This is a genomic window from Methanocaldococcus villosus KIN24-T80 (assembly GCF_000371805.1).
Classification (GTDB): Archaea; AGJL01; Methanococci; order Methanococcales; family Methanocaldococcaceae; genus Methanocaldococcus; species Methanocaldococcus villosus.
The window spans coordinates 830,546-857,273 of the sequence record NZ_AQUK01000001.1; the positions used below are offsets into that span (position 1 = coordinate 830,546).

Genomic DNA, 26,728 nt, shown 5'->3' on the forward strand with positions numbered 1-26,728 from the left:
TATCACAAATCTTCAGGAAGTTTTGGGGCTATATTATGATGCTCAGCCAGGCCAAGAGCAGCTACTGCCCCAATAATCCCTTTTTCTCCTGTTATCTCAATGACATCAACATTATTTCTCAAAGCCACAAGTTTGGCCTCTTCTAAACTAACAATTTCTTTTTTTGCTTTTAATGCAAAAAGTTTTAAACTTTTTGATGGGAAAAGACCATAGTATATAGCCATAGCAGTATTGTCAGAAAGGGTATTCTCTTTAAGTAGCTTTTTTATAGATTTACATATTTTATATCTATATTCAGGAAAAACAGCAAAGCTTAGGGCTATAGAAACACAGTTTTGAGTTTTTTCTGGATTTTTTGGATAGAGTTGAACTGTTGTATGATCTAAATAATAACCCAATCCCATCTTTTCTATTTCCAAACCAATCTTATGAGCTAATAGCCAAGTAGCCCCTTCATCCTTTGTATCTGTGTCATCTATTCCTACTATTACTTTATACATCTTCCTAGTTACAATCTCTCCCTTTCCTAACTTTGACCCCCCACCTTTCTCTATTATTTTAGCCTCAATAACATTTTCTGCTCCTTTTCTTAACTCAACTCCCACTCCTGCACCTGCTAAACCTGCATGTATTATGTGAACCCTATCTCCCTCAACATACACCTCTTCTATACCAGCAGCAGCTAATGAAGGTATTAAATTTAACCTTTCTTTACCAATTTTTACTAAGAAATGATGCTTATTACCTTCCCTCCAAGCAGAGATGATTAGAGGTGATGTTCTTTTATATTGATATATCATCCATTCATTACCATTTGGGCAAGGATGTTCCTCAATTAGTTCTACTCTTTTTAATGGTTCATCTACTAAAGCTATTATTCTTTTATACAAGGCTTTCACCTTATTATTTTTGACAGTGCTCTTATTATGTCCCCATCAGATATTATCCCAACAAGGTTATTGTCTTTATCTACAACAGGTAGTTGATTGATAATTTCATCCTTATCTCCATACTCATCCATCTTCTTTATGGCCTCTAAGATAGATGCATCTTCATTTATTGTTACAACATTCTTTGTCATAACCTCTCCAACAGTTGTTGTTAGAGTGTATTTATCCTTAATTAAATTGTATCCTATATCTGTTGTAGTTACTATTCCAATAACCTTATTATTCTCTACAACTGGTAGAGAACTAATTTTATATTTTAACATCTTTTCAAAGGCTTCTATAACTGACTCATCTTTTTTGGCGGTTATTACATTTCTTGTCATTATATCTTTAACCTTAATATTTTTAATATTAAACATATTACCACCAAACATTAATATAGGCTATTAACAATTAATATTAATATCAAAGGTTATTATAACATATATTAACGGGATAATTTATGAATGTTATTAGGTATATTAGAAAAGATAAATTCTTGTTTTTAATGCTCTTTATTTGGGTATTGATAAACATATTTTTCTTTCTGCCCTTTTTTAAATATGTATCTAATTTAAAATTTTCTATTAATAATGGATTATCTGCTTTTTCAGGGATATTTTTAGGGCCAATATATGGATCTTTAGCAATTTTAATAATACTTTTTATCTACATGATTACAAATTTATTTCAGATTGAGCCATTTATGTTAGTTCCTCCAGTAATATCTACTTTAGTTGTAGGTTGGTTATGTGAAAAGAGGTGGAGGTTATCTTTACATATAATAGCTTTTGGAACATTGATATTATACTATCTCATTATTTTTTTAAAAATGGATAATTATTTGCACATCCCTTATGCTGTTATAGTTTCAATAGCTATCATTTATATTATAAAAGATAAATTTGATGATTATTTATTTAGCAGTAATATATTTAAAGTACTTCTATCCTCAACTTCTCTTTCATTCATATCTATTGTTACAGGACACATATATGAAAAGATTGTAAGGATTATTACTGGGCATAAACTACCAAAGATTTGTAATGTTTTTATAAACTTACCTATAATTATTTTATTAAGCCTATTCTGTGGGATATTTGTTACTGTCACATTAATAGCTTTAAAATTTTTAATTATCAGATCTCCTGATTTGAGGGATAAGATATTAACAACAGTTCTTAGAGAAGAGGTTAAACCCATAAAACATAGTGTTGATGAAGAGCTTTTAAAAAAGTATGGTGTAAAAATACCTGATGAAAATGAACAATTAGAAGTTTTAAAAACTTTAGCTATTTTTTTATCTGAAAATAAAAAATTAAAATAGGGTGGCCTTTTTTATCTTAGCTATAACACTTGGGATATTTATCTCACTCTTATCTTCAAGCTCTTCTAAGAAATTGACAATATTATCTATTATCTTATTAAACCTTTCATCCTCTCCAGTCAAGTATAGGATCTTTTTCTTTTCATATGAATCTTCAATAAATGAATTTTTATTTATTATGGCTATACATTTAACTCCTAAAATCTTTTCAAGATCTTTTTTTACACTTTCTGGAACTTCTTCAGCTTTATTTATTATAAATCCTACAGGTTCACTTTCTAAATAATTTTTTCCTATAACCAATGTATTTATAGCCCCTTGTAGGCTTGGAGCTAGAGAGGTGTAGTCTATAACAGGGATAAAGTAGTTAGAGAAACCTAATGATATGTATGTTTCTACACCTGTAGATGTTGCAGGTGAGTCTATGAATATATAATCATAGTCTTTTATCTCATTAAACTTATTTAAATCTTCAATATCTAATTTTAAGTAATCCATTAAATTCTTTCCCATAGGTAAGATATCTATATTCTCCACATCAGTTTTTATTATTGCATCTTTTATAGATTTTTTATTTATAATATCTATGAGATATCTCTCTGGAGAGATGTTGAATAAATAACTTAAAGATCTTGAGCCTATATCATTGTCTATTATTAAAACTCTTTTTCCTTTCTTACCTAATGCAGCTGAAACATTTGCAGTAATTATAGTCTTCCCAGTACCACCCTTAGCAATAGCAAAAGTAACAACTTTCATTATTTTTCACCCTTTTAACATATTTATAACAATCTTTGGAATCTTTGACTCTTCCCACTTGTTTTCCCACTCTTTTACTTGCTCTATAATCTCAATGAGCTCATAACCCTTTTTTGTTAAATAGTATTTACTACCTTCTTTTTGAATAATGTTCTCCTGCTCTAACTCATTTAATCTCTCTGCCAAAGTTCTTGTACTTACCCCACACCCATCCATATCCAAGCTGTTTTTAAGCTTTGTAAATGTATTAATTCCATCTTTAATTTTATATATTATCTCAATTGTTCCTTTTTTTCCAAGAACATGAAAAATGGGCATAGACATTTCACCTTTAATAGAGTGTTTCATATTTTTAATTTGTTTTTAATATTTATAAAATTAATGTTATGTATCATATTAAAGGTGGTTATATGGAGTTTATTATAAAAGCTTATGGGCATAAGAATGTATCAGCTAAGCATAAGACAACATTAGAAATTACTAAAGAAGATTATTTAACAAAAAGAGGGGATTGTATTATTGGAATTAAAGCTAACAAATCTATGTTAGATTTTCCAGATGAGCTGAAAAACAAAATAAGAGAAGGGGGAAAGTTTAGAATTGAGATAGAGGTAGATGGATTAAAAGAGATTATAGAAGGTTATGGACATAGGGATCTGTTAATGACTCATCCTACGGATATTGTTATAAGAAAGAGTTCCTACATATGCCCAAGAACATTAATGATTAAGGCAAATAAAGGGGCTAGGGATATAAATAGGGAGATTGTAAAAAAACTTCAAGAAGGTAAAGAGCTAATATTTAAGATAATTGTCTAAGTTTTCTCATTTTTTCTATTCTCTTTTTTATCAGTTCTTTTTTACCTACATCACTCCTATGATAAACCTCTCCTCTTACATACTTTGTAGCTTCTTCAGCTATCCTTTCAGCCTCTTCTATTGTATCAGCCACACCTACAACTGCCAAAGCTCTTGAACCTGTCATATATAACTTTCCGTCTCTTTCATCAACTGAAGCATAATGTAAAATAGCCCCAACTTCTTTTATCTTTCCTTCATCAACTTCTATAAATCCTTTAACAGGATCATCTGGATAACCTTTTGGGGCAATGTATTTACAAACTGTTGCTTTATTCTCAAACTCAACATTCATCTTATTTAAACTTCTATTAACTATTCCTTCACAAACATCTATGAAATTATTTTTTAAGATAGCTAATATATTCATAGCCTCAGGATCTCCAAATCTTGCATTATACTCTATAATTTTTGGTCCTTCCTTTGTTAGCATGAATTGACCATATAATATTCCCTTATACCCACCTACTTCCTCCTTCAAAGCTTTAACTGTTTCAGACATTATTTCTTTAGCTTCTTCAACATCCTCATCTGTTAAGAATGGTAATTTATGGTCTGGACATGAGTATGAACCCATCCCTCCTGTTATGCTCCCCTTATCACCCTCTAAAGCATGAGGATGATCTTGAACAAATGGAGTGAAAGCTATATTGTCACTATCAACAAACCCATGTAATGTAAATTCTACCCCTTCTAATTTTTCTTCTATAATTACCCTCCCACCACCTATGCTCTTTTCAAATATTTCTTTAGCATATTTTTTAGCTTCTTCATTATCTTTTAACTGCTCACCAACTACTTTAACACCTTTTCCACCTGTTAATCCAACAGGTTTGACAACCGCTTTTATACCCTTTTCAGTAAGTTCATCTATAAAAGAGATTAAATCCTCTCCATAACTGTCAAATGTTTTATAAAGTAGAGAACCTTTTATACCATATTTTTTCATTAAGTTTCTCATAAAGCTTTTGTCAGTTTCTATTTTAGCAGCCTCTTTACTAGGACCTACTGTAGGAATTGAAAGAGATTCTAAGAGATCAACAGCTCCTTTCTCTAATGGAGCTTCTGGGCCTATAATAGCAAGATCAGGATTTGTCTTTTTAGCAAACTCTTCTATAGCATTTAAATCAGTTTCTTTAGCTATTTTTATTTCCTCTGATAACTTAGCAATTCCAGGATTTTTATTTTTCATAAGGGTATATAACTCCACATCACCCCTCTTTAAAGCATGAGCTATAGCACTTTCTCTAGCCCCTCCACCTATTAACAAGACCTTCATCTTTCCCACCTACAAAAATATTTCTTTATATTCTCTCTTTTCTGTATCTAAAATTCCTATAGTTGCTTCTCCTGTAAGATAACCACAGCACTCTCCAGGATTTATTATTAATGTGTTATCAATATTCTCAAAAACTCTTTCATGTGTGTGTCCATAAATAATAACATCATAAAGTTTTGAGGCTATAGCAAGATCTAAAATCTCTTGATAATGCCCATGGGTTATGAAAAACTTTAAACCATCAATTTCAACAGATTGAAAGTCTGCTATTGTATTATTTTTATTAATGTTCTTTAACATCTCTTTTAACTTCTCTCTTTCACCATCATTATTTCCATAAACAGCTATAATGTCACAGTTTATATTATAAAATTCTTTTATAACAAATAAACTTACAAAGTCCCCACAGTGAATAAGCAAATCTATGCCCTCTTTTTTAAACTCTTCTATAGCTTTTCTTATATTCACTAAGTTATCATGTGTGTCACTGATAATTCCAATTTTCACTTTACCACCTTTCCCAATATATTCCCTTTCATATCTATAATAATACAATTGAATTTTATATTCCACCTCTCTTCAGCCCTCTCTATAACTCTCTTAGCTATTAGATTAAAAACATCATTAACAATATTATACTTTTTCAAAATATTAATAACTTCTTCTGTAGTATTGGCATAGAGTATTTTTTTAATATCATCTTTATTGTTTATAAAAAGAGATGAATATGCTGCCAATATCTCATTTCTTGCATCAGCTACTTTTGAATGAGTGTTATAAATTCCTGCAGCAAGTTTTATTATCTTCCCAGCATGCCCAAATATTGTTATTTTTTCTACTTTATTGTTTGCATAATCTAACAACTCTTTCCAAAAATTAGAAACTTCTACTATCCTATCCTCTTCAACATTAAGTATTCTTTTAGCATAAACTCTCCCAATATTTCCAGGAACAAAAACAAGATCCTTATAATTATTAGCTAAAGCTACATCTATTTGTAGTTTTAATGATTCTATATATGCTTCATTTGACATAGGTTTTACAATGCCTGTTGTTCCAAGTATAGATAAACCTCCTACAATGCCAAGCTTTGGATTTAATGTTTTTTTAGCTAATTCTTCTCCTTTAGGGATGGAAATTATTACTGTAGCCCCTTCACCTTTATCTAAAAGTCTTAAAATATTTTTTATTATCATCTCTTTTGGTTTTGGATTTATTGCATATTCTCCCTTCTTAATTTGTAAGCCATCTTTTGTAACTATCCCAATACCTTTTCCACCCTTTATCTCTATCTCACCATCATTTCTTAGAAAAACTTCAACCTCCACTTCTATACCATCTGTTATATCTATATCTTCACCTGCATATTTCCTCACAACAGCTTTAGCTCTATTTTTATCTTTTTCTAATTTTTCTATTGGAATTATTAATTTATCTCCACTACTATTCTCTATTAATACATAATCCAGCTTTTTATTATATTTTAAAAAATATAAGGCAGCAAAAGCTCCAGCAGCAGCACATGAGCCTGTTGTGTAGCCATATTTTAGCTTCTTTCTAAAGTCATAAATCATATTATCATCATAAGATAATAATGTTGTCCTTATATTCTATAACACTCTTTCCATTAATTGTTTTATTATTAATTTTAAACTCCTTTAAAACTTCTCCAATAATTTGTGCATCTATACCATATCTCTTAGATATCTTTATAACATCCTTGGCATTATCTTCAGAGGTAATAACACAAAATCCTATACCCATATTAAATGTTTTAAACATCTCCCCTATCTCTATATCTCCCAACCTCTGAATCTCTTTAAATATAGGTTGTGGTTCAGGAAGGTTGTTAATATAATAAACAACATCACTATTCAACCTTCTAAGCTTTCTATAAGTTCCTCCTGTTATATGAGCTAACCCATGGATATCTAAGCTATTAACCATCTCTAAAACAGGTTTAACATATATCCTTGTAGGGGTTAATAACTCTTCAGCTACAGTTTTTCCATAGGATAGTTTATCAAAAACCTGCAACTTGGCTATATCAAATAATACTTTTCTTGCTAATGTTAAACCATTACTATGTATCCCAGAACTTCTAAGTCCTATTATAACATCTCCCTCTTTTACCTTTTCTCCAGTTATTATCTTATCCTTTTTAACTATAGCCAAAACAGTTCCTGCTAAATCTATACCATTAACCATCTCAGGAAGTGTAGCAGTTTCTCCACCAATTATATTGATATTTGCCTCTTCAGCCCCTCTATTTAACCCTTCCCCTATCTGCTCAGCAATCTCTTCTGTTATCCTACCACATGCAATATAATCTACTAAAGCAATAGGTTCTGCCCCAATACAAATAGCATCATTAACATTCATAGCTATCATATCTATAGCCACAGTATCAAACTTGTTAGCCATCTCAGCAACAATCATCTTGCTACCTACTCCATCAGTTGTTAAAACTAAATAATAATCTCCAAACTCTACTGCCCCAGCATAATGGTATTTTAATACTGGCTTGAAATCATTTCTTTTAAACTTTATTTTTGATGTTAAAGCTTTTATTACTTTATCTTCAAACTCAATATCTACCCCAGCATCTTTATAAGTTATCATTCTATCTCCCCTATTAAGCAGAATGTTTTAGCATCCTTTATTTTAACTTTCTTAAATTCTCCAACTTCTTCACATTTAAGCTTTACAGTTTTAAAATTTTCTGTATATCCCTTATCTTTATCTACTACAATTGCCCTTAAACTTTTTCCAATATATTTTTTATTGTTTATATAACTTAGCTCCCTTCTAAGCTTATCTAAAATCTCACTTCTTCTTTTTCTAATCTTTGTATCAACCTGTTTCATCTTGCTTGCTAATGTCCCTTTTCTCTGGCTGTATTTTGCCCCATGTATATAATCAGGTTTAACCTCTTTTAGAAATTCTAAAGTATTCATAAAATGTTCATCACTCTCTCCAGGAAATCCTACAATAATATCTGTGACAAAACATAGATTTTTGATCTTTTTTCTAAATTCATTTACTAATGATTTAAACTCATCTACAGTATATCCCCTATTCATTAATTTTAATATTTCATCATCTCCACTCTGTGCTGGAAGATGTAAAAATTTGCCTATCTTATCATTCTTATAAACTTCTATTAAATCATCAACAATCCTCTCTAAATTTTTTGGATGCATCATTCCCACTCTTATTATAAACTCCCCCTCTATTGAACAGATATCATTTAGTAAATTGGCTAAGTTCTCTCCAATATCAAGACCATAACAAGCAGTATCTTGAGCTGTTATAAATAAGCATTTTGTCCCTCCTTTAATTAACTCTTCAGCTTTTTTAACTATCTTTTCTTTAGGATAGGAAATAAGATTTCCCCTAGCTATTTTAACTATACAGTATGAACAATTTCCTAAGCAACCTTCACATATAGGGAGAGGGGTTATTAGCTTTGGAGAAATATATTTTAGCTTTTCATAAAGTGTTTTATGATCCTCCTTATTCTCTCTCTTTCTTTTATGCAAATATTCTTTTAGTATTTCTCCAGCTCTATGAGCTTCTCTTGGGTATATATAGGGTAGGTCTCCTATTTTTTCTTTTAAAGCTTTTGGTAAACATCCAGCCACAACCAAGAATTTATTTAATTTCTTTAATTCATTTATTCTATAAATCATTCTATTTTCTGTTTCTAATCTAACCACACAAGTGTTTATTATTATAATATCAGCTTCATTAATATCTTCTGTTATTTCAAATCCCTCTTTTTTTATAGAATTTCTAATAATATCAGTATCAGCCTGATTTAAGACACAACCATAACCTTCTACATAAACCTTCATAAACTTTCACCAACAAGTTTTATATATTATTTCTAATATATTTTGTAATAACTCTCTTTTTTTCATTTTTTAACAAATAATTCACAAATGGTGAAATTATGTTTTCAATATTACCAGAGCTAAAAGAAATTTTCAGCAAAGATGATATTGAGGAGATAAGAGAAAGTTTATTTAAATATTTAAATGAATTTGAATATAAGGTAAGGAATGAAGGAATTATTAAGAATGAGATAGATAGGTGGTTAAGTTTAAAAGCCATACAGGTATTTAAAAATTTCATTTCAAAAGAGTATGAAAAAATAGCAGGATTTTCTACTCTAGAATTAATGATAAAAGCATATAAAGGAGAGATAAAAAATGAAGCTTTCTTAGAAGAAATCAAGCATTTATTATTAGCTATATCTGGAAAAGCTAAATACTCAGAAGGATTTTTAGGGGAGAAATTAAAAGATAAAATTATAGATTTTTCAAAACTCAGTGGTAGAGAAGCTGGAAAGAAAAGATCTGAATTTTTAGATGAAGTTTATAGAGTAATGAAAGATTATATTAAAAAGTATCCCTGTGGTCTTGATAAGGAAGTTATTGAGAGAAGAAGGGAAAATAAAAGATTACTTATGGAATTTTTTGGAATAGATGAGGAGGATTGGAATGATTATAAATGGCAATTTAAAAATATAATAAAAGGTAAAAAAGGTCTAGAGATTTTAAAGGAAATGAAGTTTATAGATTTTCCAAAGGAAGATTTTGAAGTCATAGAAATGGCTATAGAAAAAGGAATTCCTTTTGGAATAACTCCATATTATTTACATTTGTTTGACTTTGATAAAGCATATAAGTATGATCTTCCCATTAGAAGGCAAGTGATTCCTACAAGACATTATGTTGAAGTTATGGCTTCTAAGGAAAAGGAAGAATTTGATTTCATGGGAGAGTTAGATACAACACCAATAGATCTTGTAACAAGAAGATATGTAACTATAGCCATAATAAAACCATTTGAATCTTGCCCACAAATATGTGTTTATTGCCAAAGAAACTGGATGGTAAAGAATTTTGATGAAAAAGCATTTTCTGGGTGGGATAAAGTTGAAAAAGCATTAGAGTGGTTTGCTGAACATGATTCAATGATAGAGATTTTAATAACTGGAGGAGATCCATTTAGTTTAAGTGATAAAGCAATTGAGAGAATATTAAATAGGATAGAAGATATGGATCATGTTGTTGGTGTTAGATTTGGGACAAGAACATTATTAACAGTTCCAATGAGAATAACAGAGAATTTGTTAGATATTTTGGAGAATTTTAATGATAATAAGAGAGTTTTAATTGTCACTCATGCAGAATCAGCTTATGAAATTACCCCAGAAGTTAAAGAAACTGTTAAAAAGATAAATAAAAGAGGTATTAATGTTTATAATCAGCATGTTTTTCATAAGTTTGTTAGTAGAAGGTTTGAAAATGTTGCTCTGAGAATAGCATTAAAAAGAGCAGGGATTATTCCATATTACACTTTTTATCCTAAAGGTAAATATGAACATAAGGAGTATTTAATACCTATAGCAAGATTGTGTCAAGAAATTAAGGAAGAAGCTAGGTTATTACCTGGAACATTTAGAACAGATGAAGCTATTTTTAATGTACCAAGAATGGGAAAATTACACATGAGATCTTTCCAAGATAGGGAGTTAATAGCTTTAAAAGAAGATGGAAGTAGGGTTTATTTAATGCATCCATGGGAGAAAGGAATATATAAGACTAAGCTATATACTTATGAAGATTACCCAATTAAAGATTATTTAGATAGTTTAAAGAAAATTGGAGAAAATATAGAAGATTATTGGACAATTTGGTATTATTACTAAGGTGGATAAATTTGAGTTATAAGGAGAGAGTTATAAAAGGTGTTACTTGGAATTTTTTACTCTTAATTTTATCAGCTCCAATTGGATATTTGGTTAGAATGCTTTATGCAAATGAAATTCCTAAGTTAGAGGTTGGTTTATTTTATGCTGTTTTAGACTTTTGTTGTATGATGGCTATTTTTAAGGATCTAGGATTAAGTTCAGCATTAGTAAAATTTATTCCAAAATTTTTACATGAGAAAAGGAAAGATTTGGTTAAGTCAGCAATAATTAGTGTTGGAGTTTTACAAAGTTCAGTTTCTTTAATTATAACAATTTTAATAATTTTATTATCTCCACTTATAGCTGAATATTACATAAATAATCAAGGTCAATTTACAGGGCATTTAGATTTAGTTATTAATGTTTTGATTATTTTAAGTGTAGGGTTTTGGTTTCAGAGTATCATGGATGTTATTTCTAGTTCTATTCAAGGATTTCAAAATCAAAAATATCGTGGAACAATAAGTTTTGTTAGAATATCTTTAATTTTGATTTTATCTGCAATATTTATTTATTTTTTTGGATTTCATAATGTTTTTGTCCCAACTTATGCTTATACATTAACCCCAGTTTTAATGATTTTGATTTATGCTTACATATTTTTTAAAAAGATTTTTCCAGAGTTCTTTGAAGTGAAATTTTTACTTTCAAAAAAATTAATTAAAGATTTATTTTCTTATGGAATTTATATAATGATAGGTAGTGCTGGAAGTCTTGTTTTGGGTTATATTGATGGAATTTGTTTAACTTATTTTATTGGTTTAAATGCAGTTGCTGATTATAGAAATGTAGCTGTGCCTACTGTTTCTGTATTAAGCTATTTTGCCTCTTCTGTTACTACTGTCCTCTTTCCTTTAAGCTCTGAGCTATGGGTAAAAGGTTATAAGAAGGCTTTAGGATATGGAGTAGAGAAGATCTGTTTATATTCTTTTATTTTAGTTTTACCTATGGCAATATTAATGACCTATTTTCCAAAGGTTATTATAAACTTATTTTTTAATCCTCAATATTTATCAGCAGCAGATGCTATAAGAATTTTAAGCCTAGGGATGATTTTTATGACATTAAATAATATAGGGTTTACAGTTTTAAATGGCATTGGGAAGCCACATTTATCAACTAAGATTTTATATGTTGGAGCTATTTTTAATTTAATTTTTAATATTTTGCTGATTCCAAAGTTTGGAATTGTTGGAGCTTCTTTAACAACAGTTTTTGGTTATTTATTAATGTGGATTTTACAAGTGAAATATTTAAATAAATTTTTAAATTATTCATTTTTGATTAAAAAGTGGATTTTAGTAACTTTAATAGGAATTTTTAGTTTGATTCCTTTAATAATAATAACAAAAATTATAAATAATATTATTTTACAGTTAATTTTAGGAGGAATAGTTTATTTTGGTATCTATTTAATCGGAATTTTTGGTTTAAGAATTATAGATGTAAAAGAGATTTATGATATGTTAAATAAAATAAGAGGGATTTAAATGAAAATTTCAGTTGTAGGGACTGGTTACGTTGGTTTAATTCAGGCAGTAGGTTTGGCAGAGCTTGGTTTTGAAGTTGTAGGAATAGATATAGATGAAATGAAGATAAAGCAATTAAATAAAGGAAAATCTCCTTTGTATGAAGAAGATTTAGAAGAGCTTTTAAAAAAGCATATAAATAAAAATTTAACTTTTACTACATCTTATGAACCAATAAAAGATTCAGACGTTGTTTTTTTATGTGTTGGAACTCCACAAGATGCAGAAGGAAATGCAGATTTGAGATTTCTGTTTTCTGCTGTTGAAAAAATGAAAGATTATTTGGATGAAAAATATAGGGTTATTGTTATAAAGTCTACTGTTCCTGTAGGAACTAATAGAAAGGTTAAAGAGATTTTGAAGGGTTATAATGTTGATGTTGTATCAAACCCTGAGTTTTTGAGGGAGGGAATTGCAGTTTATGACTTCTTCAATCCAGAGAGAATAGTTTTAGGGTTTGAAGATCTAAGTAATAAAAAGCCAATTGAAATTATGGAAACTATTTATGGGTATTTTAAAGAGAAAAATATTCCTTTTATAATAACCAATTGGGAAACATCAGAATTGATAAAGTATGCTTCAAATGCCTTCTTAGCAACAAAAATATCTTTTATAAATGAGTTGGCAAAGTTATCTGATAAAGTAGGGGCTGACATAAAAACAATAAGCTATGCCATGGGTTTGGATAAGAGGATAGGAGATAAATTTTTAAATGCGGGAATAGGCTATGGTGGAAGCTGTTTTCCCAAAGACGTTAAAGCTTTAATAAAACAGTTTGAAAACAACAATATAGAGCCAATATTAATAAAAGCTACTGATAAGGTTAATGAGGAGCAAATAAAATGGTTCTTTGAGAAGATTAAAGGTTATTATGGAAATTTAAATGGAAAGACCTTTGCAGTTTTAGGATTGGCATTTAAACCAAATACTGATGATTTGAGGGAGAGTAGAGCTATAAAATTGATAGATATGCTTTTAGATAGTGGAGCAATTGTAAAAGGGTTTGACTATGTGGAGAAGGCAAGAGAAAATACCATCAACATGTATAAGTTAAACAAATCCAAAATAGTTTATGGATATAACCTATATGTATTAGATGATATATATGAGGCAGTTAAAGATGTTGATGGAATAATAATAGCAACAGAATATGACTATAATAAAGAAGACTGGAAAAAAATAGGAAAATTAGTTAAAGAAAAAGTTATCTTTGATGGGAGAAATGTTTTAGATGTTAAAAAGGTTAAAAAATTGGGCTTTAAATACTATGGGGTTGGTAGGAGATGAAGTATAAGAATATATTAGTTACTGGAAGTGCAGGCTTTATAGGATTTCATTTAAGTAAATACTTATTAGAAAATTATGATGATGTAAATGTTATAGGAATAGATAATTTAAACAACTACTATAAGCCTATATTAAAAGAGAAAAGAAATGAAATTTTAAAAAATTATGAAAATTATCACTTTATAAAATTAGATTTTTCTGATTGGAATAGTTTATTTGAAAATTTAAAAAATATGGAGATTGATTTAATTGTTCATTTGGGAGCTCAGGCTGGTGTTAGATATTCTTTAGAAAATCCTTGGGCTTATATAAAGAGTAATGATATGGGAACTTTAAACATCTTTGAGCTTGCAAGGAAGTTAGATATTGAGAAAGTTGTTTATGCTTCATCTTCCTCTGTTTATGGAGGGAATAAAAAAATTCCTTTTTCTGAGGATGATAGGGTCGATAAACCTATCTCATTATATGCTGCAACAAAAAGAAGTAATGAGTTAATGGCTTATACATATCATCATTTATATGGTATTAAGATGATTGGTTTGAGGTTCTTTACTGTTTATGGCGAATATGGAAGGCCAGATATGGCATTTTGGAAATTTACAAAAAATATTCTCTTAGGAAAGCCTATTGAAGTTTATAATTATGGAAAGATGGAGAGAGATTTCACCTATATATCTGATATAGTTGATGGGATAATAAAAAGTATAGATAAAAATTTTGACTATGAAATATTCAACTTAGGAAATGATAATCCTACAAATTTAGAATATGCTATTTCTTTAATAGAGAAATATTTAGGGAAGAAAGCTATCAAAGATTATAAACCTATTCAGCCAGGAGATGTTGAGAGAACTTGGGCTGATTTAACAAAAAGTAGAAAGCTCTTAGGATATGATCCAAAGGTTAGGATAGAAGAAGGTTTAAAAAGATTTTGTGAGTGGTTTTTGAAAAATAAAGATTGGACTTTAAAAATTTAGATTTAAAAAATACTTGGTGATTCTATGGAATTTTTTAACAGAGAAAAAGAAATAAATGAGATTCTATCAATTATTGAATTTGAGCCAAATTTTATTTATTTTGTTTATGGCCCTATAAACTCTGGTAAGACAGCTTTAATTAATGAGATAATTAATAATAGATTAGATAAAGATAAGTATGTAGTGTTTTATTTTGATTTGAGAGAGATTTTTATCTCTAAATATGATGATTTTATTGAAGTTTTGTTTGAGGAATATAACGAAAATAAAAAGCCAGTTGAAATAATAAAAGGTCTAATTAAAGATACTCCATTGTTATTTGGTATTCCAGTTCCAAAGAATACTTTGGAAGAGTTATTAAATAAAAAAACCACCAAAAATGTTTTTAGATATATAACTAACATACTATTAGAAATTAAAAAATCTGGAAAGATACCGATAATTATTTTAGATGAACTTCAAAAGATTGGAGATCTAAAGATTAACGGCTTTCTTATCTATGAGTTATTTAACTATTTTATCAGCTTAACCAATTTTCAGCTTAACCAAATAACTGCATTTATGTCACGTATTCTGCCTAAGTTCAGATAGTTTATCCATTGAGAAGGTTTATAGCGAAGCAATATTAAATGGAAGGGCTAAGTACCTCTTAGTCGATGACTTTGATAAAGAGACAGCAATAAAGTTTACGGATTTTTTATCAGAGAATATTTTAAATAAAAAACTCACTAATGAAGAAAAAGAGCTAATCTACTCCTACGTTGGAGGAAAGCCAGTTGATATAATATGTGATTCAAAAGCTTAAGAATAAAAATCTAAAAGAGGTTTTAAACTACCTCTTAAATGATGCCAAACAAAAATTAAAATACTTCTTAGAGGACGTTAAGGAGGAAAATGAAGAACTTTATAAAAAAGTAGTCTATGCTTTAAAAATATTTAAAGAAAACTATAATGTTGAGGATGTAACAATAGATAACAAAAGTTAGAAAGTTTTTAGTTAAAAGGAACATTTTATTTTTAGATACAATAAAAGGGGTTATAAAACCATAGAGTTTTTTTAATCTGGAATGGGATAAAAGAATTGATAGATTAATGGAGAGTTTAAAAAGGAAAATTTTATAGGGAAATATATAGTTGTGTGCGTTAGAATCTGGAAATATGCTGCTGATGAATTTTTAATGGTTGTAGGTTATTTCAAAAAATCAACGGCAAAATCTCTCGGGATTTTGCCGTATAATACTAATTCTGCACACAACTATAAAATTTACCTATGATGAGAAGAAAATAAAAGAAGCTGATATAGTTATAATAACTGTTCCACACCAATAACTAAGGTGAAGAATTCTTGAGTTATAAGGAGAGAGTTATAAAAGGTGTTACTTGGAATTTTTTACTCTTAATTTTATCAGCTCCAATTGGATATTTGGTTAGAATGCTTTATGCAAATGAAATTCCTAAGTTAGAGGTTGGTTTATTTTATGCTGTTTTAGACTTTTGTTGTATGATGGCTATTTTTAAGGATCTAGGATTAAGTTCAGCATTAGTAAAATTTATTCCAAAATTTTTACATGAGAAAAGGAAAGATTTGGTTAAGTCAGCAATAATTAGTGTTGGAGTTTTACAAAGTTCAGTTTCTTTAATTATAACAATTTTAATAATTTTATTATCTCCACTTATAGCGTGTGGTATCCTGAAATTATTTCGTATCAGTAGGTAATAAAAAGAGGAATGTTAATAATAAGAATAATGGAAAGAATATAGAGAGACCGGAGAAATTCCAAAGATAAAGCGTAGGGGTAGAAAGCCAAAGAAAATATCGAAGGGAGAGATTGATTTAGTTCTTAAAGCAGTTGAGGAGTATAAAGGAACCAGTGCAGTGCATTTAGAGAAATACATAGAGAATAAGCACAATATATATTCCACACAATCGTATATATACTATACTGAAGAAGTTCGACCTTATCCAGAAGGGAAAGAAGAAAAGAAAGAATTAGACGAAAACCTTCGGTTTTCGTTGCTCGCTTGCTACGCAAGCGAAAAGCCAAAGCGATTCAGCACTTCAAAACCTAACGAAATGTGGCAGATAGATTTTAAAATCGTAGATGTGGATGGAGTTAGATATAATCTCCTGTTAATAATTGATGATCACAGTAGATTCATCCTACATGCTGGAATTTACAAAGAAGCTACAACCGACGTTGTTATCTCGGCTTTAGAAGAATACTTTGAAAAGCATGGAACGTCGAAAAAGATATTAACTGATAATGGAACCCAATTCATCCCTGCAAAGAGTGGAATCTCGAGATTTCAGAAGTTTCTAATGGAAAGAAAAATTTTACATATAAAAACCTCAATCAGACACCCTCAAACGATAGGAAAAGTTGAAAGAATATCTCCCTAACTCCACCGATATTTGTTTAATTTATGAATTTTTCAGATTTTTAATAATGTAAAACATTTCTCCTAAAGACATTCGCTTTTTAGCGAATATTGTCCCAGTTAAATCGTTAAAATTCTTTCCACACGAATTGCACTTATACCTCTTAATATGAGGCCTACCTTTCTTCTTACCCTTTAAAATAACATCTCTTGAACCACAGAACGGACAAATATATCCTTTATCCCACCTAATCCGCATTATAACTTCAATACGCTCTTCATCTTTCGGTGAGAATAATTTATATATTCCCGCACTAATAAAAACTACCCACACAGTTCATTGCATATATAAGTTACTCTAAATGAACATGAGCGAAGAAGATCAAATTAAATTTCTACCGCTTAGCAATAAAATCTTTCCTTGAAGAGGTTAATTTAAACTTAATCTAAGTATTTAAATTTACTTGCGAAAGTTCTAAATATAATGAAGATAAAAAAATAGATAAAAAGTTCTAAAAATTGCAATGGTGAATATTATAGACCTGTTAATAATTATAACGTAATAAATAAATGCCTTACTGATAAAATCGATATAAAAGATGGTGATTTTAATGAAAGTTGTCATCTTAGCCGGGGGATTTGGAACAAGATTATCAGAAGAAACTCATAGAATACCAAAACCAATGGTAGAAATTGGAGGAAAACCAATTCTCTGGCACATCATGAAGATATACTCTACTTATGGATATAATGACTTTATAATATGTCTCGGATATAAAGGATATATTATAAAAGAATATTTTGCAAACTATTTCTTACACAATAGTGATGTTACAATTGACTTAAAAACTAATGAGATTGAGGTCCATAACAACTATTCAGAACCTTGGAGAGTTACTCTCGTAGATACTGGGTTGCATACTCAAACTGGAGGTAGGATAAAGAGGGTTGCTAAATATATAGGTGATGAGACGTTCATGATGACATATGGGGATGGAGTAGGGAATATAAATATAAGAGAACTTGTTGAATTCCATAAAAAGCATGGAAAATTAGCAACTGTTACTGCTGTTCAGCCTGAGGGTAGATTTGGAGTGTTGAAATTAAATGGCAATCAAGTTATAAAATTTGCCGAAAAGATGGACAATAAAGATAGTTGGATAAATGCTGGATTCTTTGTTTTAGAGCCGGAGGTTATTGACTACATAAAAGGTGATGATACAATTTGGGAAAAAGAACCCTTAGAACGCCTTGCAGAAGATGGACAATTAATGGCGTATTTCCACAGAGGATTTTGGAAGCCCATGGATAAATTAAAAGATAAAATGGAGTTGGAAAAATTATGGAATTCTGGAAATGCTCCTTGGAAAATTTGGAAAGATTAGGTGAATATCTATGTCAAAAACTATATTGCTAACTGGAGCTACAGGGTTTTTAGGAAGTCATTTGTTGGAATCATTATTAAAAGAGAATTATAATGTTATTATTTTAAAAAGAAGTTTTTCTAATACTTGGAGGATTCAACATCTTTTGGATAATGTGATATACTATGATATCGATAAAGTTGAATTAGAAAAACCATTTAAGGAAAACCAAATAGATGTAGTTATACATACTGCTACATCTTACGGCAGAAAAAATGAAAAAATCAGCGAAATAGTAGACACTAATTTAATGTTTCCGTTGAAGTTATTAGAGTTATGTACATTCTTTAATATTGATACATTCTTTAATACTGATACAATTTTACCTAAAAACTTAAATTACTATGTGTTATCAAAAAAGCAATTTTTAGAATATGGGAAAAGAATGTGTGATGAATATAACTTAAGATTCATAAATATAAAGTTAGAACACATGTATGGTCCAAAAGATGATAATACAAAATTTATCCCATATATAATTGAAAAAATACTAAAAAATGAGAAGGAGATTGATTTAACAAAAGGAGAACAGGAGAGAGATTTTATTTATATTAGCGATGTGGTTAGTGCATACATAACGGTTCTAAATAAGTTAGATAATTTTGAAAAAAAGTTTTATAATATTGAAGTAGGAGTTGGGAATCCTATTAAGATTAGAGATTTGGTAATTTTAATAAAAAAGCTATGTAACTCTAACATAAAATTAAACTTTGGAGCAATACCTTACAGAAAAAATGAGATTATGAAGTCTTATGCCAACATTGATTTTTTAAAAAGTTTAGGATGGGAACCAAAAATATCTATAGAAGAAGGATTAAAGAAGACTATAGATTATTACAAAAAACTTATGGTGGAAAAAAATGGAAAATAAATTATCAGAATTTTTCAAAGGTAAAAAAATTCTCATAACTGGACATACGGGGTTTAAGGGGAGTTGGCTTACTCAAATACTGCTAAATTTTGGGGCTGATGTTGTTGGTTATTCTCTGAAACCAAACACTAGCCCAAATTTATTTAAAATTTTGAAATTAGATAAAAAAATAAAAAACTACTATGCTGATATCAGAGATTTTGATAAAATTAAATCTATTATGGAAAAAGAAAAGCCAGAAATCGTTTTTCACTTAGCAGCTCAGCCGTTAGTTAGGGATAGTTACGATGACCCATTGTATACCTATGAAACAAATATCATTGGAACGGCAAACATACTGCAAGCAGTTAAAGATGTGGGAGGTGTAAAGGCTGCAATAATGATAACTACTGATAAAGTTTATGAAAATAAAGAATGGATCTGGGCTTATAGAGAAAACGATGAACTTGGAGGCTATGACCCATACAGCACATCAAAGGCTTGTGCTGAATTGATAATTAGGTCATACATAAGGTCGTTTTTTAATGTTAAGGATTATGGAAAAAAGCACAACACATTAATAGCATCTGTTAGAGCTGGAAATGTTGTTGGAGGTGGGGATTGGTCTAAAGATAGATTAGTTCCAGACATCATAAGGGCGATATTTGAAGGTGATGGGACTGTAGTTTTAAGAAATCCCGAAAGCATAAGACCTTGGCAACATGTTTTAGAGCCTCTATTGGGTTATTTATTATTGGCTGAAAGGCTGTATAATGGAGAGATAGATTTTATTGGAGCTTGGAATCTTGCCCCTAATGAAGAAAACTTTATTACTGTTGAGGAATTGGTTAAAAAAGGAACTGAGATATTAGGAAAAGGAAGATACATAATTAAGAAGGATGAGGAAAAACATGAGTCAAAGATATTGAAGTTAGATGCTACAAAGGCAAAGGTTTATTTGGGTTGGAGACCTCTGCTGAGTATTGACGAGACACTAAAATGGACATTTGAATGGTATAGAAGATATTACAATGGAGAAGATATGATAACATTCACAAATAGGCAAATAAATACCTTCTTTGAAAGGTGGGAGCGTGCCAGAAGGCATTAAAAATAAGATTTTAGAGTTAGTGAAGGAATACTACTATAAAACCTATAAAAAATTACCCTATAACAAAGTTCCAGTTTCTGGAAAGGTTTATGATGAGAAAGAACTACAAAATATCGTTGAAGCAGCATTAGAAGGATGGTGGACAGAGGGGAAGTGGTGTTCTATCTTTGAAGAGAAGTTAAAAAACTTTTTAAATATTGACTTTGCCCTCTTGGTTAATTCTGGATCATCTGCAAATTTTATTGCAATTAAGACATTAACATCAATAAAATTGGGAGATAGGAAAATTAAGCCTGGTGATGAGGTAATTACGGTAGCTGCAGGTTTTCCTACGACAGTTAATCCTATCATTGAAGTTGGAGCAATCCCTGTTTTTGTAGATGTTGAACTGGGAACTTACAATGCCATAGTTGAACAAATACAAGAGGCAGTATCGCCAAAAACAAAAGCAATATTCTTAGCACATACTTTGGGAAATCCATTTGATGTTAAGGCGATTAAAGAGATTTGTGAAGATTATAATTTATGGCTTATAGAAGATAATTGCGATGCTCTTGGTTCAAAATATGATGGAAGGTATACTGGAACATTTGGAGATTTAGCAACATTGAGTTTTTATCCCGCACACCATATAACAACTGCAGAAGGAGGAGCTGTTCTAACTAATGATCCACAACTGTATCGAATAGCTCGTTCAATAAGAGATTGGGGAAGAGATTGTTGGTGTCCAACAGGGAAGGACAATACCTGTGGAAGGAGATTTAGCTGGCAGTTAGGAAAATTGCCTTATGGTTATGATCATAAGTATATTTATTCTGAAATAGGATATAATTTGAAAATGACTGATTTGCAGGCGGCAATTGGTGTAGCACAGATGGACAAGTTGGGGTATTTCATCAAAAAAAGAAAAGAAAACTTTGAGTATTTATATAATAAATTAAAAGAATTTGAAGATTATTTCATTCTTCCAAAGGCAACTGAAAATTCAGAACCATCATGGTTTGGGTTTTTACTAACTATAAAAGATAGTAGTAATATAAATAGAACCAAATTTATGCAGTATCTGAACGATAATGGCATTGGAACAAGGTTACTATTTGGTGGGAACTTAATAAAACAGCCGTATTTTGTTGATTACGGTATTAAATATAAACAGATTAGAAATTTAGAGAATACCGACATCGTAATGAATAATACATTTTGGATTGGAGTATATCCTGCATTGGAAAAAGGACATTTGGATTATGTTTATGAAGTGTTTAAGAAGTATTTAGACGGGGTGGAATAAATGAAAATCCTTATTACTGGGGGTTTAGGGTTTTTAGGGAGCAATCTCGCTAGTGAAAGCATAAATAGAGAATATGAAACAATAATAATGGACAATTTTTTTAGGGAAGGGACTACATTAAACTATAATTGGCTAAAGGAGCAAGGTGAGTTTATCTTTGAAAATAAAGATATAAGAATATGGTATGACGTTGAAGAAATGATAAAAAAGTATAAACCAGATGTTGTTTTCCATACTGCCGGACAGGTGGCGATGACTACCTCATTAAAAAACCCAAGATTGGATTTTGAGGTTAATGCATTAGGAACATTTAATTTACTTGAAGCTATCAGAAAATACAGCCCAGAAACTATCGTATTATATTCTTCAACAAATAAAGTTTATGGAGATTTGGAATATATCAAATATATAGAAACAGAGACAAGATATATTGCCCCAGATTATCCAAATGGGTTTGATGAGAGCTTAAAATTAGATTTCCATACTCCTTATGGATGTTCAAAAGGAACAGCAGATCAATATTTATTAGATTACCACAGAATATTTGGTATAAAAACTGTTGTTTTTAGACACTCTTCAATGTATGGGGGAAGGCAGTTTGCCACCTACGACCAAGGATGGATTGGATGGTTTATTAGAGAGGCATTGAGAATTAAGAGAGAGGAGATTGAAGAAGTTAAAATTCATGGAAATGGTAAACAAGTTAGGGATGTGTTACATGCTGATGATGTGATAAACCTATATTTTAAAACTGTTGATAACATTGAAAAATGTGCTGGTGAGGCGTTTAACATTGGGGGGGGGATGGAAAACAGCTTATCATTGTTAGAGTTGTTTAGATTTTTAGAAGATGAACTTGACATTGAAATAAAAATAAATAAAAAACCTTGGAGGATTAGCGATCAAAAAATATTCGTTGCAGATATTACTAAGATAAATAAATACACTGGCTGGAAACCAAAAATATCCAAAGAAGAAGGATTAAAGAGAATGATTAAATGGTGTGAAGAAATTTTAGGTGAGCGACGTGTCAAGTAAGCCATTACTATCCATCTGTATTCCTACATACAATAGGGCGAGATATCTCAAGGATGCATTAGATTCTATAATAAAACAAATAAATGAAAATAATAAAGATAAAGTTGAAATATGTATTTCAGATAATGCATCTGAAGATAATACTGAAGAGTTAATTAAAGAATATCAAAAAAAATCCCCAATACCAATAATATACCATAGGAATAAAAAAAATATGGGCGCTGATTATAATTATTTAAAAGTCGTTGAAATTGCCAATGGTGAGTATTGTTGGTTATTGGGGAGTGATGATATTATTGAAGATGGTGGAATAGATACTGTTTTAAGTGAGATTGAAAAAAATAAAGATGTGGATATTTTTACTTTCGATAGATATATTTATTCTAAAAATTTAAATAATAAACATACAAAAGAAGTTGATGAGCCAAAAACCAGGAAATTAGGAAAAGATTATATATTTAATAATAAAATTGAATGTCTTAAATACTCTTCTGGAAATTGGGGATACATTTCAGTAATTGTTGTGAATAGGAAGAAATGGCTTTCTGTAAAAGGATATGAAAAATGGATAGGAAGTGCTTATGTTCATGTTTATATAATATATTCTTTAATCAAACAAGGTTCAAAAGTTAAATTCATTAATAAACACTTAGTAGGCTGGAGAAGTGATAATGACAGCTTTTTACATGAATTAGGGGAATACAGAAGATTTAAAATTGACATAAATTATGTTTATATTGCAGAAGATGTTTTTGGAAAAGATTCTGAAGAATATAAAATAGTCAAAGATATGTTAATTAATAGATCTGGCTTTTGGGGTAGAATCACTGGTGCGAAATTTAAAGGGTTGTCCTATAAATTTTATGTTAACGCATTTAAAGATTTATTTCCAATATATAAAGATCATCCAAAGTTCTGGTTATGGTATGTACCTTTAATGATTATTCCTTCCTTTGTATATAGATTTATTAGATTTATAATAAAAGGTAAATGGTAGGTATTCATGAGGATTAGGCCATTACTATCCATCTGTATTCCTACATACAATAGGGCGAGATATCTCAAGGATGCATTAGATTCTATAATAAAACAAATAAATGAAAATAATAAAGATAAAGTTGAAATATGTATTTCAGATAATGCATCTGAAGATAATACTGAAGAGTTAATTAAAGAATATCAAAAAAAATCCCCAATACCAATAATATACCATAGGAATAAAAAAAATATGGGCGCTGATTATAATTATTTAAAAGTCGTTGAAATTGCCAATGGTGAGTATTGTTGGTTATTGGGGAGTGATGATATTATTGAAGATGGTGGAATAGATACTGTTTTAAGTGAGATTGAAAAAAATAAAGATGTGGATATTTTTTATACTAATGTTCAAAAGTATGATATCACCTTAAGAAAAAAGGTAAAAGATAAGTTGGCAGATAGATTAACAATATTAGAAGATACTACTGCGAAGGGATTTTTAGAATATTCAAAAAAATTACCACCTGCTGGAGGATATATATCAAACTTAATATTTAAGAGAAAAGCATGGAACTCTGTGCCAAATAAGAATAAATACATAGGAACTGCTTATGTTCATTTCTACATATTTATTACCTTACTTAATAGAGGTTCCAAGATTAAATTTATCCCGTATAAATTAGTGGGACAAAGATTAGAAAATGATTCATTTATAAGAGAAGTGGGAGGTAAATATAATAGACTTATATTAGATTTTAACACATTAGATATTTTCAAAGAGGTTTTTGGGAACACTCTAGGGAATATGAGATCTTCAAAAAAGAATTATTAAATTTTTTTGTTAAAAGTTTAATTTCTTTAAAATTGTCAAAAGATTACAAAGTTAAATATAATTTTAAAGTTTTCCTTAAATTTGTTAATTATTATAAAGAAAATTTAGATTTCTATTTCAAAATAATACCGATACTTTTAACACCTTCACTTATGTTTAGAATAGCAAGAAAGGTATATACAAAATTAGGTTTAAAATATTATAGGGATTAAAATGAAAATCTTAATAATTGCACTTTCAGGAATTGGAAATTTAATTATGGCTTTTCCAATGATAAATATACTAAAAAAAAATTATCCTAACTCAAAAATTGATTTTTTAGTAGCGCTAAGAGGTACAAGAGAAGTATTAGAAAATCAGCCATTTGTAAATAAAATTTTTGTTCTAAAAAATCAATCTATAAGAAGTTTATTGTTAGATAATTATACAAAGGCTATAATAAAACTATTAAAAACAAATAATTATGACATAGCAATAACTATATATCCGTCTCAAGGAATTTTTTCCGCATTACTAATGAAGTTGATTAAAGCAAAAATTAGAATTCAACATAAATATAACTTTAAAATCTTTGAAAATATAGATTGGTTTTTAACATATTCACCAAAAATAGAAAACAAACATAGTGTGTATATAAATTTGGATCTAATAAAATACTTAAATGTAAAATATAAAGATGAAGATATTCGATATTCATATTATTTAACACAAAAAGAAATCAAATTTGCTAATAAGTTTTTAGATAAACAAAATCTAAAAGACGAGTTCATTATAGGCATTCATCCTGGTGGAAAAAGTGATATGGTTTGGAAAAGATGGGGTATTAAAAAATGGAAAAAATTAATTGACCTATTAAATAGTGAATATAAAAATAAAATTAAATTTTTAATATTTTTGGGTCCTGATGAAATTATATATGAAAAGTATTTTCGAAATCATGATAATGTAATTATAATAAAAAACATTCCATTAAAATATGTAATTTCATTAATAAGTAAATGTAATTACTTTATAAGCAATGATAGTGGACTATCCCATTGTGCATCTCTATTTAATATTCCACAAAGTGTAATTTTTGGAGGAACAAGTTACATACATACAGCACCTTTCTCAAACAAAGTTAATATTATAACTCCCCCAAACTACGAAATATATTATATACCTTATTATGGTTTTATTAAAAAACCAAAAAATTTGCTAATGAATTTAGAACCTGAAGATGCTTTTGAATCAATAAAAACACATATAAAAACCTTAAATCTGATCTAATAATTTTATAATACCTTTATAAATGGCCTGTAATTATTCAGTAGCTTATATTTTTTTGTTTTTGTTCTTTCATTTGCCCCCATCAAATTTTTTAATCGTCTTTTATAAAAAGATTCAATTATGTTTGTAAGAATTGTTCTTTTTTATTGCATAAATGAATTCAGCAAATCCAAACAGATCCCAAAAAATACTCGCTTTTGAATAGTTATAAAAAATAGATTCAATTAATCTAAAAGGGATTAATGATATCATTAATGGATTCCGTACAACACCTGCTTTAATAATTCTAAAATTATTTTTTAATAATACGTTTCCGATTTCTTGTATTGAGTATATCCTTTTATGTGTTGGATCATCACAAAAATTCAAGGTTCCCTTCATAGATGGTAAACTTAAGCTTCGAACACCAGGATATTCTATATAAAAACCACCTCCTTCTTTTAATTTCTTACATAAAACACTTACTACCTCCAACCCATTCTCCAAGTGTTCAATCACATGATTCATCATTATAAAATCAAAAAAATTATTTTTTAATTTTTTATCCAATATTTCTAATTCTTTTTCTAAATCTATCTTAATAAAACGCATCCGACTATATTTTTTATCTAGAGAATCTTTAATATCTATTTTATCAATACCATAATATTCAACTTTTGTTGAAAATAGTGCTTCTATTACTTTAGGACTATGTACACCGCAACCAACATCCAAGAGTCTTATTTTACTTTTTTTGTTTGATTTAATATATTTTCTTAAATAAATATATCTATTGCTAGCATACAATCTAAGAAAATTTTTAATATGCGATAGTTCTTTTTGAAATATAAAGGTCATATGTATCACCTCTTTTT

26 protein-coding genes and 2 pseudogenes are annotated in these 26,728 nt (G+C 29.2%); 17 read left to right on the plus strand and 11 right to left on the minus strand.

Annotated features, from left to right (window positions below; all coding sequences use genetic code 11):
- Window positions 1–2: 2 nt before the first annotated feature.
- Together mmp11 and METVI_RS0104870 are read right to left on the minus strand one after the other, a co-directional pair.
- Window positions 3–899, minus strand: coding sequence for a methanogenesis marker protein 11 (gene mmp11 / locus METVI_RS0104865; RefSeq protein ID WP_169316586.1), 897 nt, complete (start codon window positions 897–899; stop codon window positions 3–5).
- A complete protein-coding gene (locus METVI_RS0104870; protein WP_004592001.1) occupies window positions 896–1,309 on the minus strand; it encodes a CBS domain-containing protein in 414 nt (137 codons plus the stop codon). The genes mmp11 and METVI_RS0104870 overlap by 4 nt, the downstream gene beginning before the upstream one ends.
- A gap of 83 nt (window positions 1,310–1,392) precedes the next feature.
- Here METVI_RS0104870 and METVI_RS0104875 point away from each other — a divergent pair, with 83 nt between their 5' ends.
- Window positions 1,393–2,256, plus strand: coding sequence for a hypothetical protein (locus tag METVI_RS0104875; protein WP_004592003.1), 864 nt, complete (start codon window positions 1,393–1,395; stop codon window positions 2,254–2,256).
- On the opposite strand, the gene METVI_RS0104880 is transcribed toward METVI_RS0104875, so the two are convergent.
- Together METVI_RS0104880 and METVI_RS0104885 are read right to left on the minus strand one after the other, a co-directional pair.
- Entirely contained in the window at window positions 2,248–3,015 is a 768-nt protein-coding gene (locus tag METVI_RS0104880; protein ID WP_004592005.1) for a ParA family protein, read from the minus strand. The genes METVI_RS0104875 and METVI_RS0104880 overlap by 9 nt on opposite strands.
- A gap of 6 nt (window positions 3,016–3,021) precedes the next feature.
- Entirely contained in the window at window positions 3,022–3,333 is a 312-nt protein-coding gene (locus METVI_RS0104885) for a winged helix-turn-helix transcriptional regulator (RefSeq protein ID WP_004592008.1), read from the minus strand.
- Between the two features lie 92 nt (window positions 3,334–3,425).
- On the opposite strand from METVI_RS0104885, the gene METVI_RS0104890 reads away from it, so the two are divergent.
- Window positions 3,426–3,833, plus strand: a complete 408-nt coding sequence (locus tag METVI_RS0104890; protein ID WP_017981085.1) for a DUF371 domain-containing protein — start codon at window positions 3,426–3,428, stop codon at window positions 3,831–3,833.
- Here METVI_RS0104890 and purD read toward each other — a convergent pair.
- From purD to METVI_RS0104915, 5 genes are read right to left on the minus strand one after another with little or no spacing between them, the layout of a single operon-like run.
- Entirely contained in the window at window positions 3,817–5,151 is a 1,335-nt protein-coding gene (gene purD / locus METVI_RS0104895; protein WP_004592010.1) for a phosphoribosylamine--glycine ligase, read from the minus strand. The genes METVI_RS0104890 and purD overlap by 17 nt on opposite strands.
- A 9-nt stretch (window positions 5,152–5,160) precedes the next feature.
- Entirely contained in the window at window positions 5,161–5,658 is a 498-nt protein-coding gene (locus tag METVI_RS0104900) for an MJ0936 family phosphodiesterase (protein WP_004592012.1), read from the minus strand.
- Window positions 5,655–6,725, minus strand: a complete 1,071-nt coding sequence (cbiD, locus tag METVI_RS0104905) for a cobalt-precorrin-5B (C(1))-methyltransferase CbiD (protein WP_004592015.1) — start codon at window positions 6,723–6,725, stop codon at window positions 5,655–5,657. Before cbiD ends, METVI_RS0104900 begins: the two co-directional genes overlap by 4 nt.
- A gap of 7 nt (window positions 6,726–6,732) precedes the next feature.
- Entirely contained in the window at window positions 6,733–7,773 is a 1,041-nt protein-coding gene (gene purM, locus METVI_RS0104910) for a phosphoribosylformylglycinamidine cyclo-ligase (protein WP_004592017.1), read from the minus strand.
- Complete coding sequence (locus METVI_RS0104915; protein WP_004592019.1) at window positions 7,770–9,008, minus strand: tRNA (N(6)-L-threonylcarbamoyladenosine(37)-C(2))-methylthiotransferase; 1,239 nt, start codon at window positions 9,006–9,008, stop codon at window positions 7,770–7,772. The genes purM and METVI_RS0104915 overlap by 4 nt, the downstream gene beginning before the upstream one ends.
- Before the next feature lie 98 nt (window positions 9,009–9,106).
- Between METVI_RS0104915 and METVI_RS0104920 the strand changes: the two genes are divergently transcribed.
- From METVI_RS0104920 to METVI_RS0104950, 7 genes and pseudogenes are all read left to right on the plus strand, one after another.
- Complete coding sequence (locus tag METVI_RS0104920; RefSeq protein WP_004592020.1) at window positions 9,107–10,870, plus strand: KamA family radical SAM protein; 1,764 nt, start codon at window positions 9,107–9,109, stop codon at window positions 10,868–10,870.
- A gap of 11 nt (window positions 10,871–10,881) precedes the next feature.
- The gene (locus METVI_RS0104925) at window positions 10,882–12,402 is read left to right on the plus strand and encodes a flippase (RefSeq protein WP_017981086.1); all 1,521 of its coding nucleotides are present in this window, start codon (window positions 10,882–10,884) and stop codon (window positions 12,400–12,402) included.
- Window positions 12,403–13,728, plus strand: coding sequence for a UDP-glucose dehydrogenase family protein (locus tag METVI_RS0104930; RefSeq protein WP_004594060.1), 1,326 nt, complete (start codon window positions 12,403–12,405; stop codon window positions 13,726–13,728).
- Entirely contained in the window at window positions 13,725–14,705 is a 981-nt protein-coding gene (locus METVI_RS0104935) for an NAD-dependent epimerase/dehydratase family protein (RefSeq protein ID WP_004594058.1), read from the plus strand. Before METVI_RS0104930 ends, METVI_RS0104935 begins: the two co-directional genes overlap by 4 nt.
- 24 nt (window positions 14,706–14,729) lie before the next feature.
- Window positions 14,730–15,798: pseudogene (locus METVI_RS07185) on the plus strand (ATP-binding protein).
- 252 nt (window positions 15,799–16,050) lie between these two features.
- Window positions 16,051–16,422, plus strand: a complete 372-nt coding sequence (locus METVI_RS0104945) for an oligosaccharide flippase family protein (protein ID WP_017981087.1) — start codon at window positions 16,051–16,053, stop codon at window positions 16,420–16,422.
- 30 nt (window positions 16,423–16,452) lie between these two features.
- Window positions 16,453–17,100 (plus strand): annotated as a pseudogene (locus METVI_RS0104950) (DDE-type integrase/transposase/recombinase); the annotation flags it as partial.
- 27 nt (window positions 17,101–17,127) lie between these two features.
- Here METVI_RS0104950 and METVI_RS0104955 read toward each other — a convergent pair.
- A complete protein-coding gene (locus METVI_RS0104955) occupies window positions 17,128–17,418 on the minus strand; it encodes a transposase (RefSeq protein ID WP_004592966.1) in 291 nt (96 codons plus the stop codon).
- A gap of 277 nt (window positions 17,419–17,695) precedes the next feature.
- Between METVI_RS0104955 and rfbF the strand changes: the two genes are divergently transcribed.
- The 8 genes from rfbF to METVI_RS0104995 all read left to right on the plus strand — a co-directional run bounded on the left by rfbF (window position 17,696) and on the right by METVI_RS0104995 (window position 25,874).
- Window positions 17,696–18,469, plus strand: a complete 774-nt coding sequence (gene rfbF / locus METVI_RS0104960; RefSeq protein ID WP_004592965.1) for a glucose-1-phosphate cytidylyltransferase — start codon at window positions 17,696–17,698, stop codon at window positions 18,467–18,469.
- A 10-nt stretch (window positions 18,470–18,479) separates the two neighbouring features.
- Window positions 18,480–19,379, plus strand: a complete 900-nt coding sequence (locus tag METVI_RS0104965; protein WP_004592964.1) for an NAD-dependent epimerase/dehydratase family protein — start codon at window positions 18,480–18,482, stop codon at window positions 19,377–19,379.
- Complete coding sequence (gene rfbG, locus METVI_RS0104970) at window positions 19,369–20,469, plus strand: CDP-glucose 4,6-dehydratase (RefSeq protein WP_004592963.1); 1,101 nt, start codon at window positions 19,369–19,371, stop codon at window positions 20,467–20,469. Before METVI_RS0104965 ends, rfbG begins: the two co-directional genes overlap by 11 nt.
- Window positions 20,453–21,757, plus strand: coding sequence for a lipopolysaccharide biosynthesis protein RfbH (rfbH, locus tag METVI_RS0104975; RefSeq protein WP_004592962.1), 1,305 nt, complete (start codon window positions 20,453–20,455; stop codon window positions 21,755–21,757). Before rfbG ends, rfbH begins: the two co-directional genes overlap by 17 nt.
- A complete protein-coding gene (locus METVI_RS0104980; RefSeq protein WP_004592961.1) occupies window positions 21,758–22,795 on the plus strand; it encodes a GDP-mannose 4,6-dehydratase in 1,038 nt (345 codons plus the stop codon).
- Window positions 22,785–23,792 (plus strand): glycosyltransferase family 2 protein, encoded by a 1,008-nt coding sequence (locus METVI_RS0104985; protein ID WP_017981088.1) that lies wholly within the window; start codon window positions 22,785–22,787, stop codon window positions 23,790–23,792. The genes METVI_RS0104980 and METVI_RS0104985 overlap by 11 nt, the downstream gene beginning before the upstream one ends.
- A gap of 6 nt (window positions 23,793–23,798) precedes the next feature.
- Window positions 23,799–24,605, plus strand: a complete 807-nt coding sequence (locus METVI_RS07190; protein WP_017981089.1) for a glycosyltransferase family 2 protein — start codon at window positions 23,799–23,801, stop codon at window positions 24,603–24,605.
- A 213-nt stretch (window positions 24,606–24,818) separates the two neighbouring features.
- Window positions 24,819–25,874 carry a glycosyltransferase family 9 protein gene (locus METVI_RS0104995; protein ID WP_004593622.1) on the plus strand — a complete coding sequence of 352 codons (1,056 nt, stop codon included), beginning with the start codon at window positions 24,819–24,821 and terminating at the stop codon, window positions 25,872–25,874.
- 114 nt (window positions 25,875–25,988) lie between these two features.
- Here the strand turns inward: METVI_RS0104995 and METVI_RS0105000 are convergent, their stop codons facing one another.
- Window positions 25,989–26,711, minus strand: a complete 723-nt coding sequence (locus METVI_RS0105000) for a class I SAM-dependent methyltransferase (protein ID WP_004593623.1) — start codon at window positions 26,709–26,711, stop codon at window positions 25,989–25,991.
- Window positions 26,712–26,728: the final 17 nt, after the last annotated feature.

Coding starts and splice junctions, on each gene's coding strand:
- METVI_RS07190 (WP_017981089.1), top strand. CDS start 23,799: ATGAGGATTAGGCCATTACTATCCATCTGTATTCCTACATACAATAGG.
- METVI_RS0104930 (WP_004594060.1), top strand. CDS start 12,403: ATGAAAATTTCAGTTGTAGGGACTGGTTACGTTGGTTTAATTCAGGCA.
- METVI_RS0105000 (WP_004593623.1), bottom strand. CDS start 26,711: ATGACCTTTATATTTCAAAAAGAACTATCGCATATTAAAAATTTTCTT.
- cbiD (WP_004592015.1), bottom strand. CDS start 6,725: ATGATTTATGACTTTAGAAAGAAGCTAAAATATGGCTACACAACAGGC.
- METVI_RS0104880 (WP_004592005.1), bottom strand. CDS start 3,015: ATGAAAGTTGTTACTTTTGCTATTGCTAAGGGTGGTACTGGGAAGACT.
- METVI_RS0104935 (WP_004594058.1), top strand. CDS start 13,725: ATGAAGTATAAGAATATATTAGTTACTGGAAGTGCAGGCTTTATAGGA.
- rfbF (WP_004592965.1), top strand. CDS start 17,696: ATGAAAGTTGTCATCTTAGCCGGGGGATTTGGAACAAGATTATCAGAA.
- purD (WP_004592010.1), bottom strand. CDS start 5,151: ATGAAGGTCTTGTTAATAGGTGGAGGGGCTAGAGAAAGTGCTATAGCT.
- METVI_RS0104885 (WP_004592008.1), bottom strand. CDS start 3,333: ATGCCCATTTTTCATGTTCTTGGAAAAAAAGGAACAATTGAGATAATA.
- METVI_RS0104965 (WP_004592964.1), top strand. CDS start 18,480: ATGTCAAAAACTATATTGCTAACTGGAGCTACAGGGTTTTTAGGAAGT.
- purM (WP_004592017.1), bottom strand. CDS start 7,773: ATGATAACTTATAAAGATGCTGGGGTAGATATTGAGTTTGAAGATAAA.
- METVI_RS0104980 (WP_004592961.1), top strand. CDS start 21,758: ATGAAAATCCTTATTACTGGGGGTTTAGGGTTTTTAGGGAGCAATCTC.
- METVI_RS0104995 (WP_004593622.1), top strand. CDS start 24,819: ATGAAAATCTTAATAATTGCACTTTCAGGAATTGGAAATTTAATTATG.
- METVI_RS0104870 (WP_004592001.1), bottom strand. CDS start 1,309: ATGTTTAATATTAAAAATATTAAGGTTAAAGATATAATGACAAGAAAT.
- rfbG (WP_004592963.1), top strand. CDS start 19,369: ATGGAAAATAAATTATCAGAATTTTTCAAAGGTAAAAAAATTCTCATA.
- METVI_RS0104875 (WP_004592003.1), top strand. CDS start 1,393: ATGAATGTTATTAGGTATATTAGAAAAGATAAATTCTTGTTTTTAATG.
- METVI_RS0104915 (WP_004592019.1), bottom strand. CDS start 9,008: ATGAAGGTTTATGTAGAAGGTTATGGTTGTGTCTTAAATCAGGCTGAT.
- METVI_RS0104920 (WP_004592020.1), top strand. CDS start 9,107: ATGTTTTCAATATTACCAGAGCTAAAAGAAATTTTCAGCAAAGATGAT.
- METVI_RS0104890 (WP_017981085.1), top strand. CDS start 3,426: ATGGAGTTTATTATAAAAGCTTATGGGCATAAGAATGTATCAGCTAAG.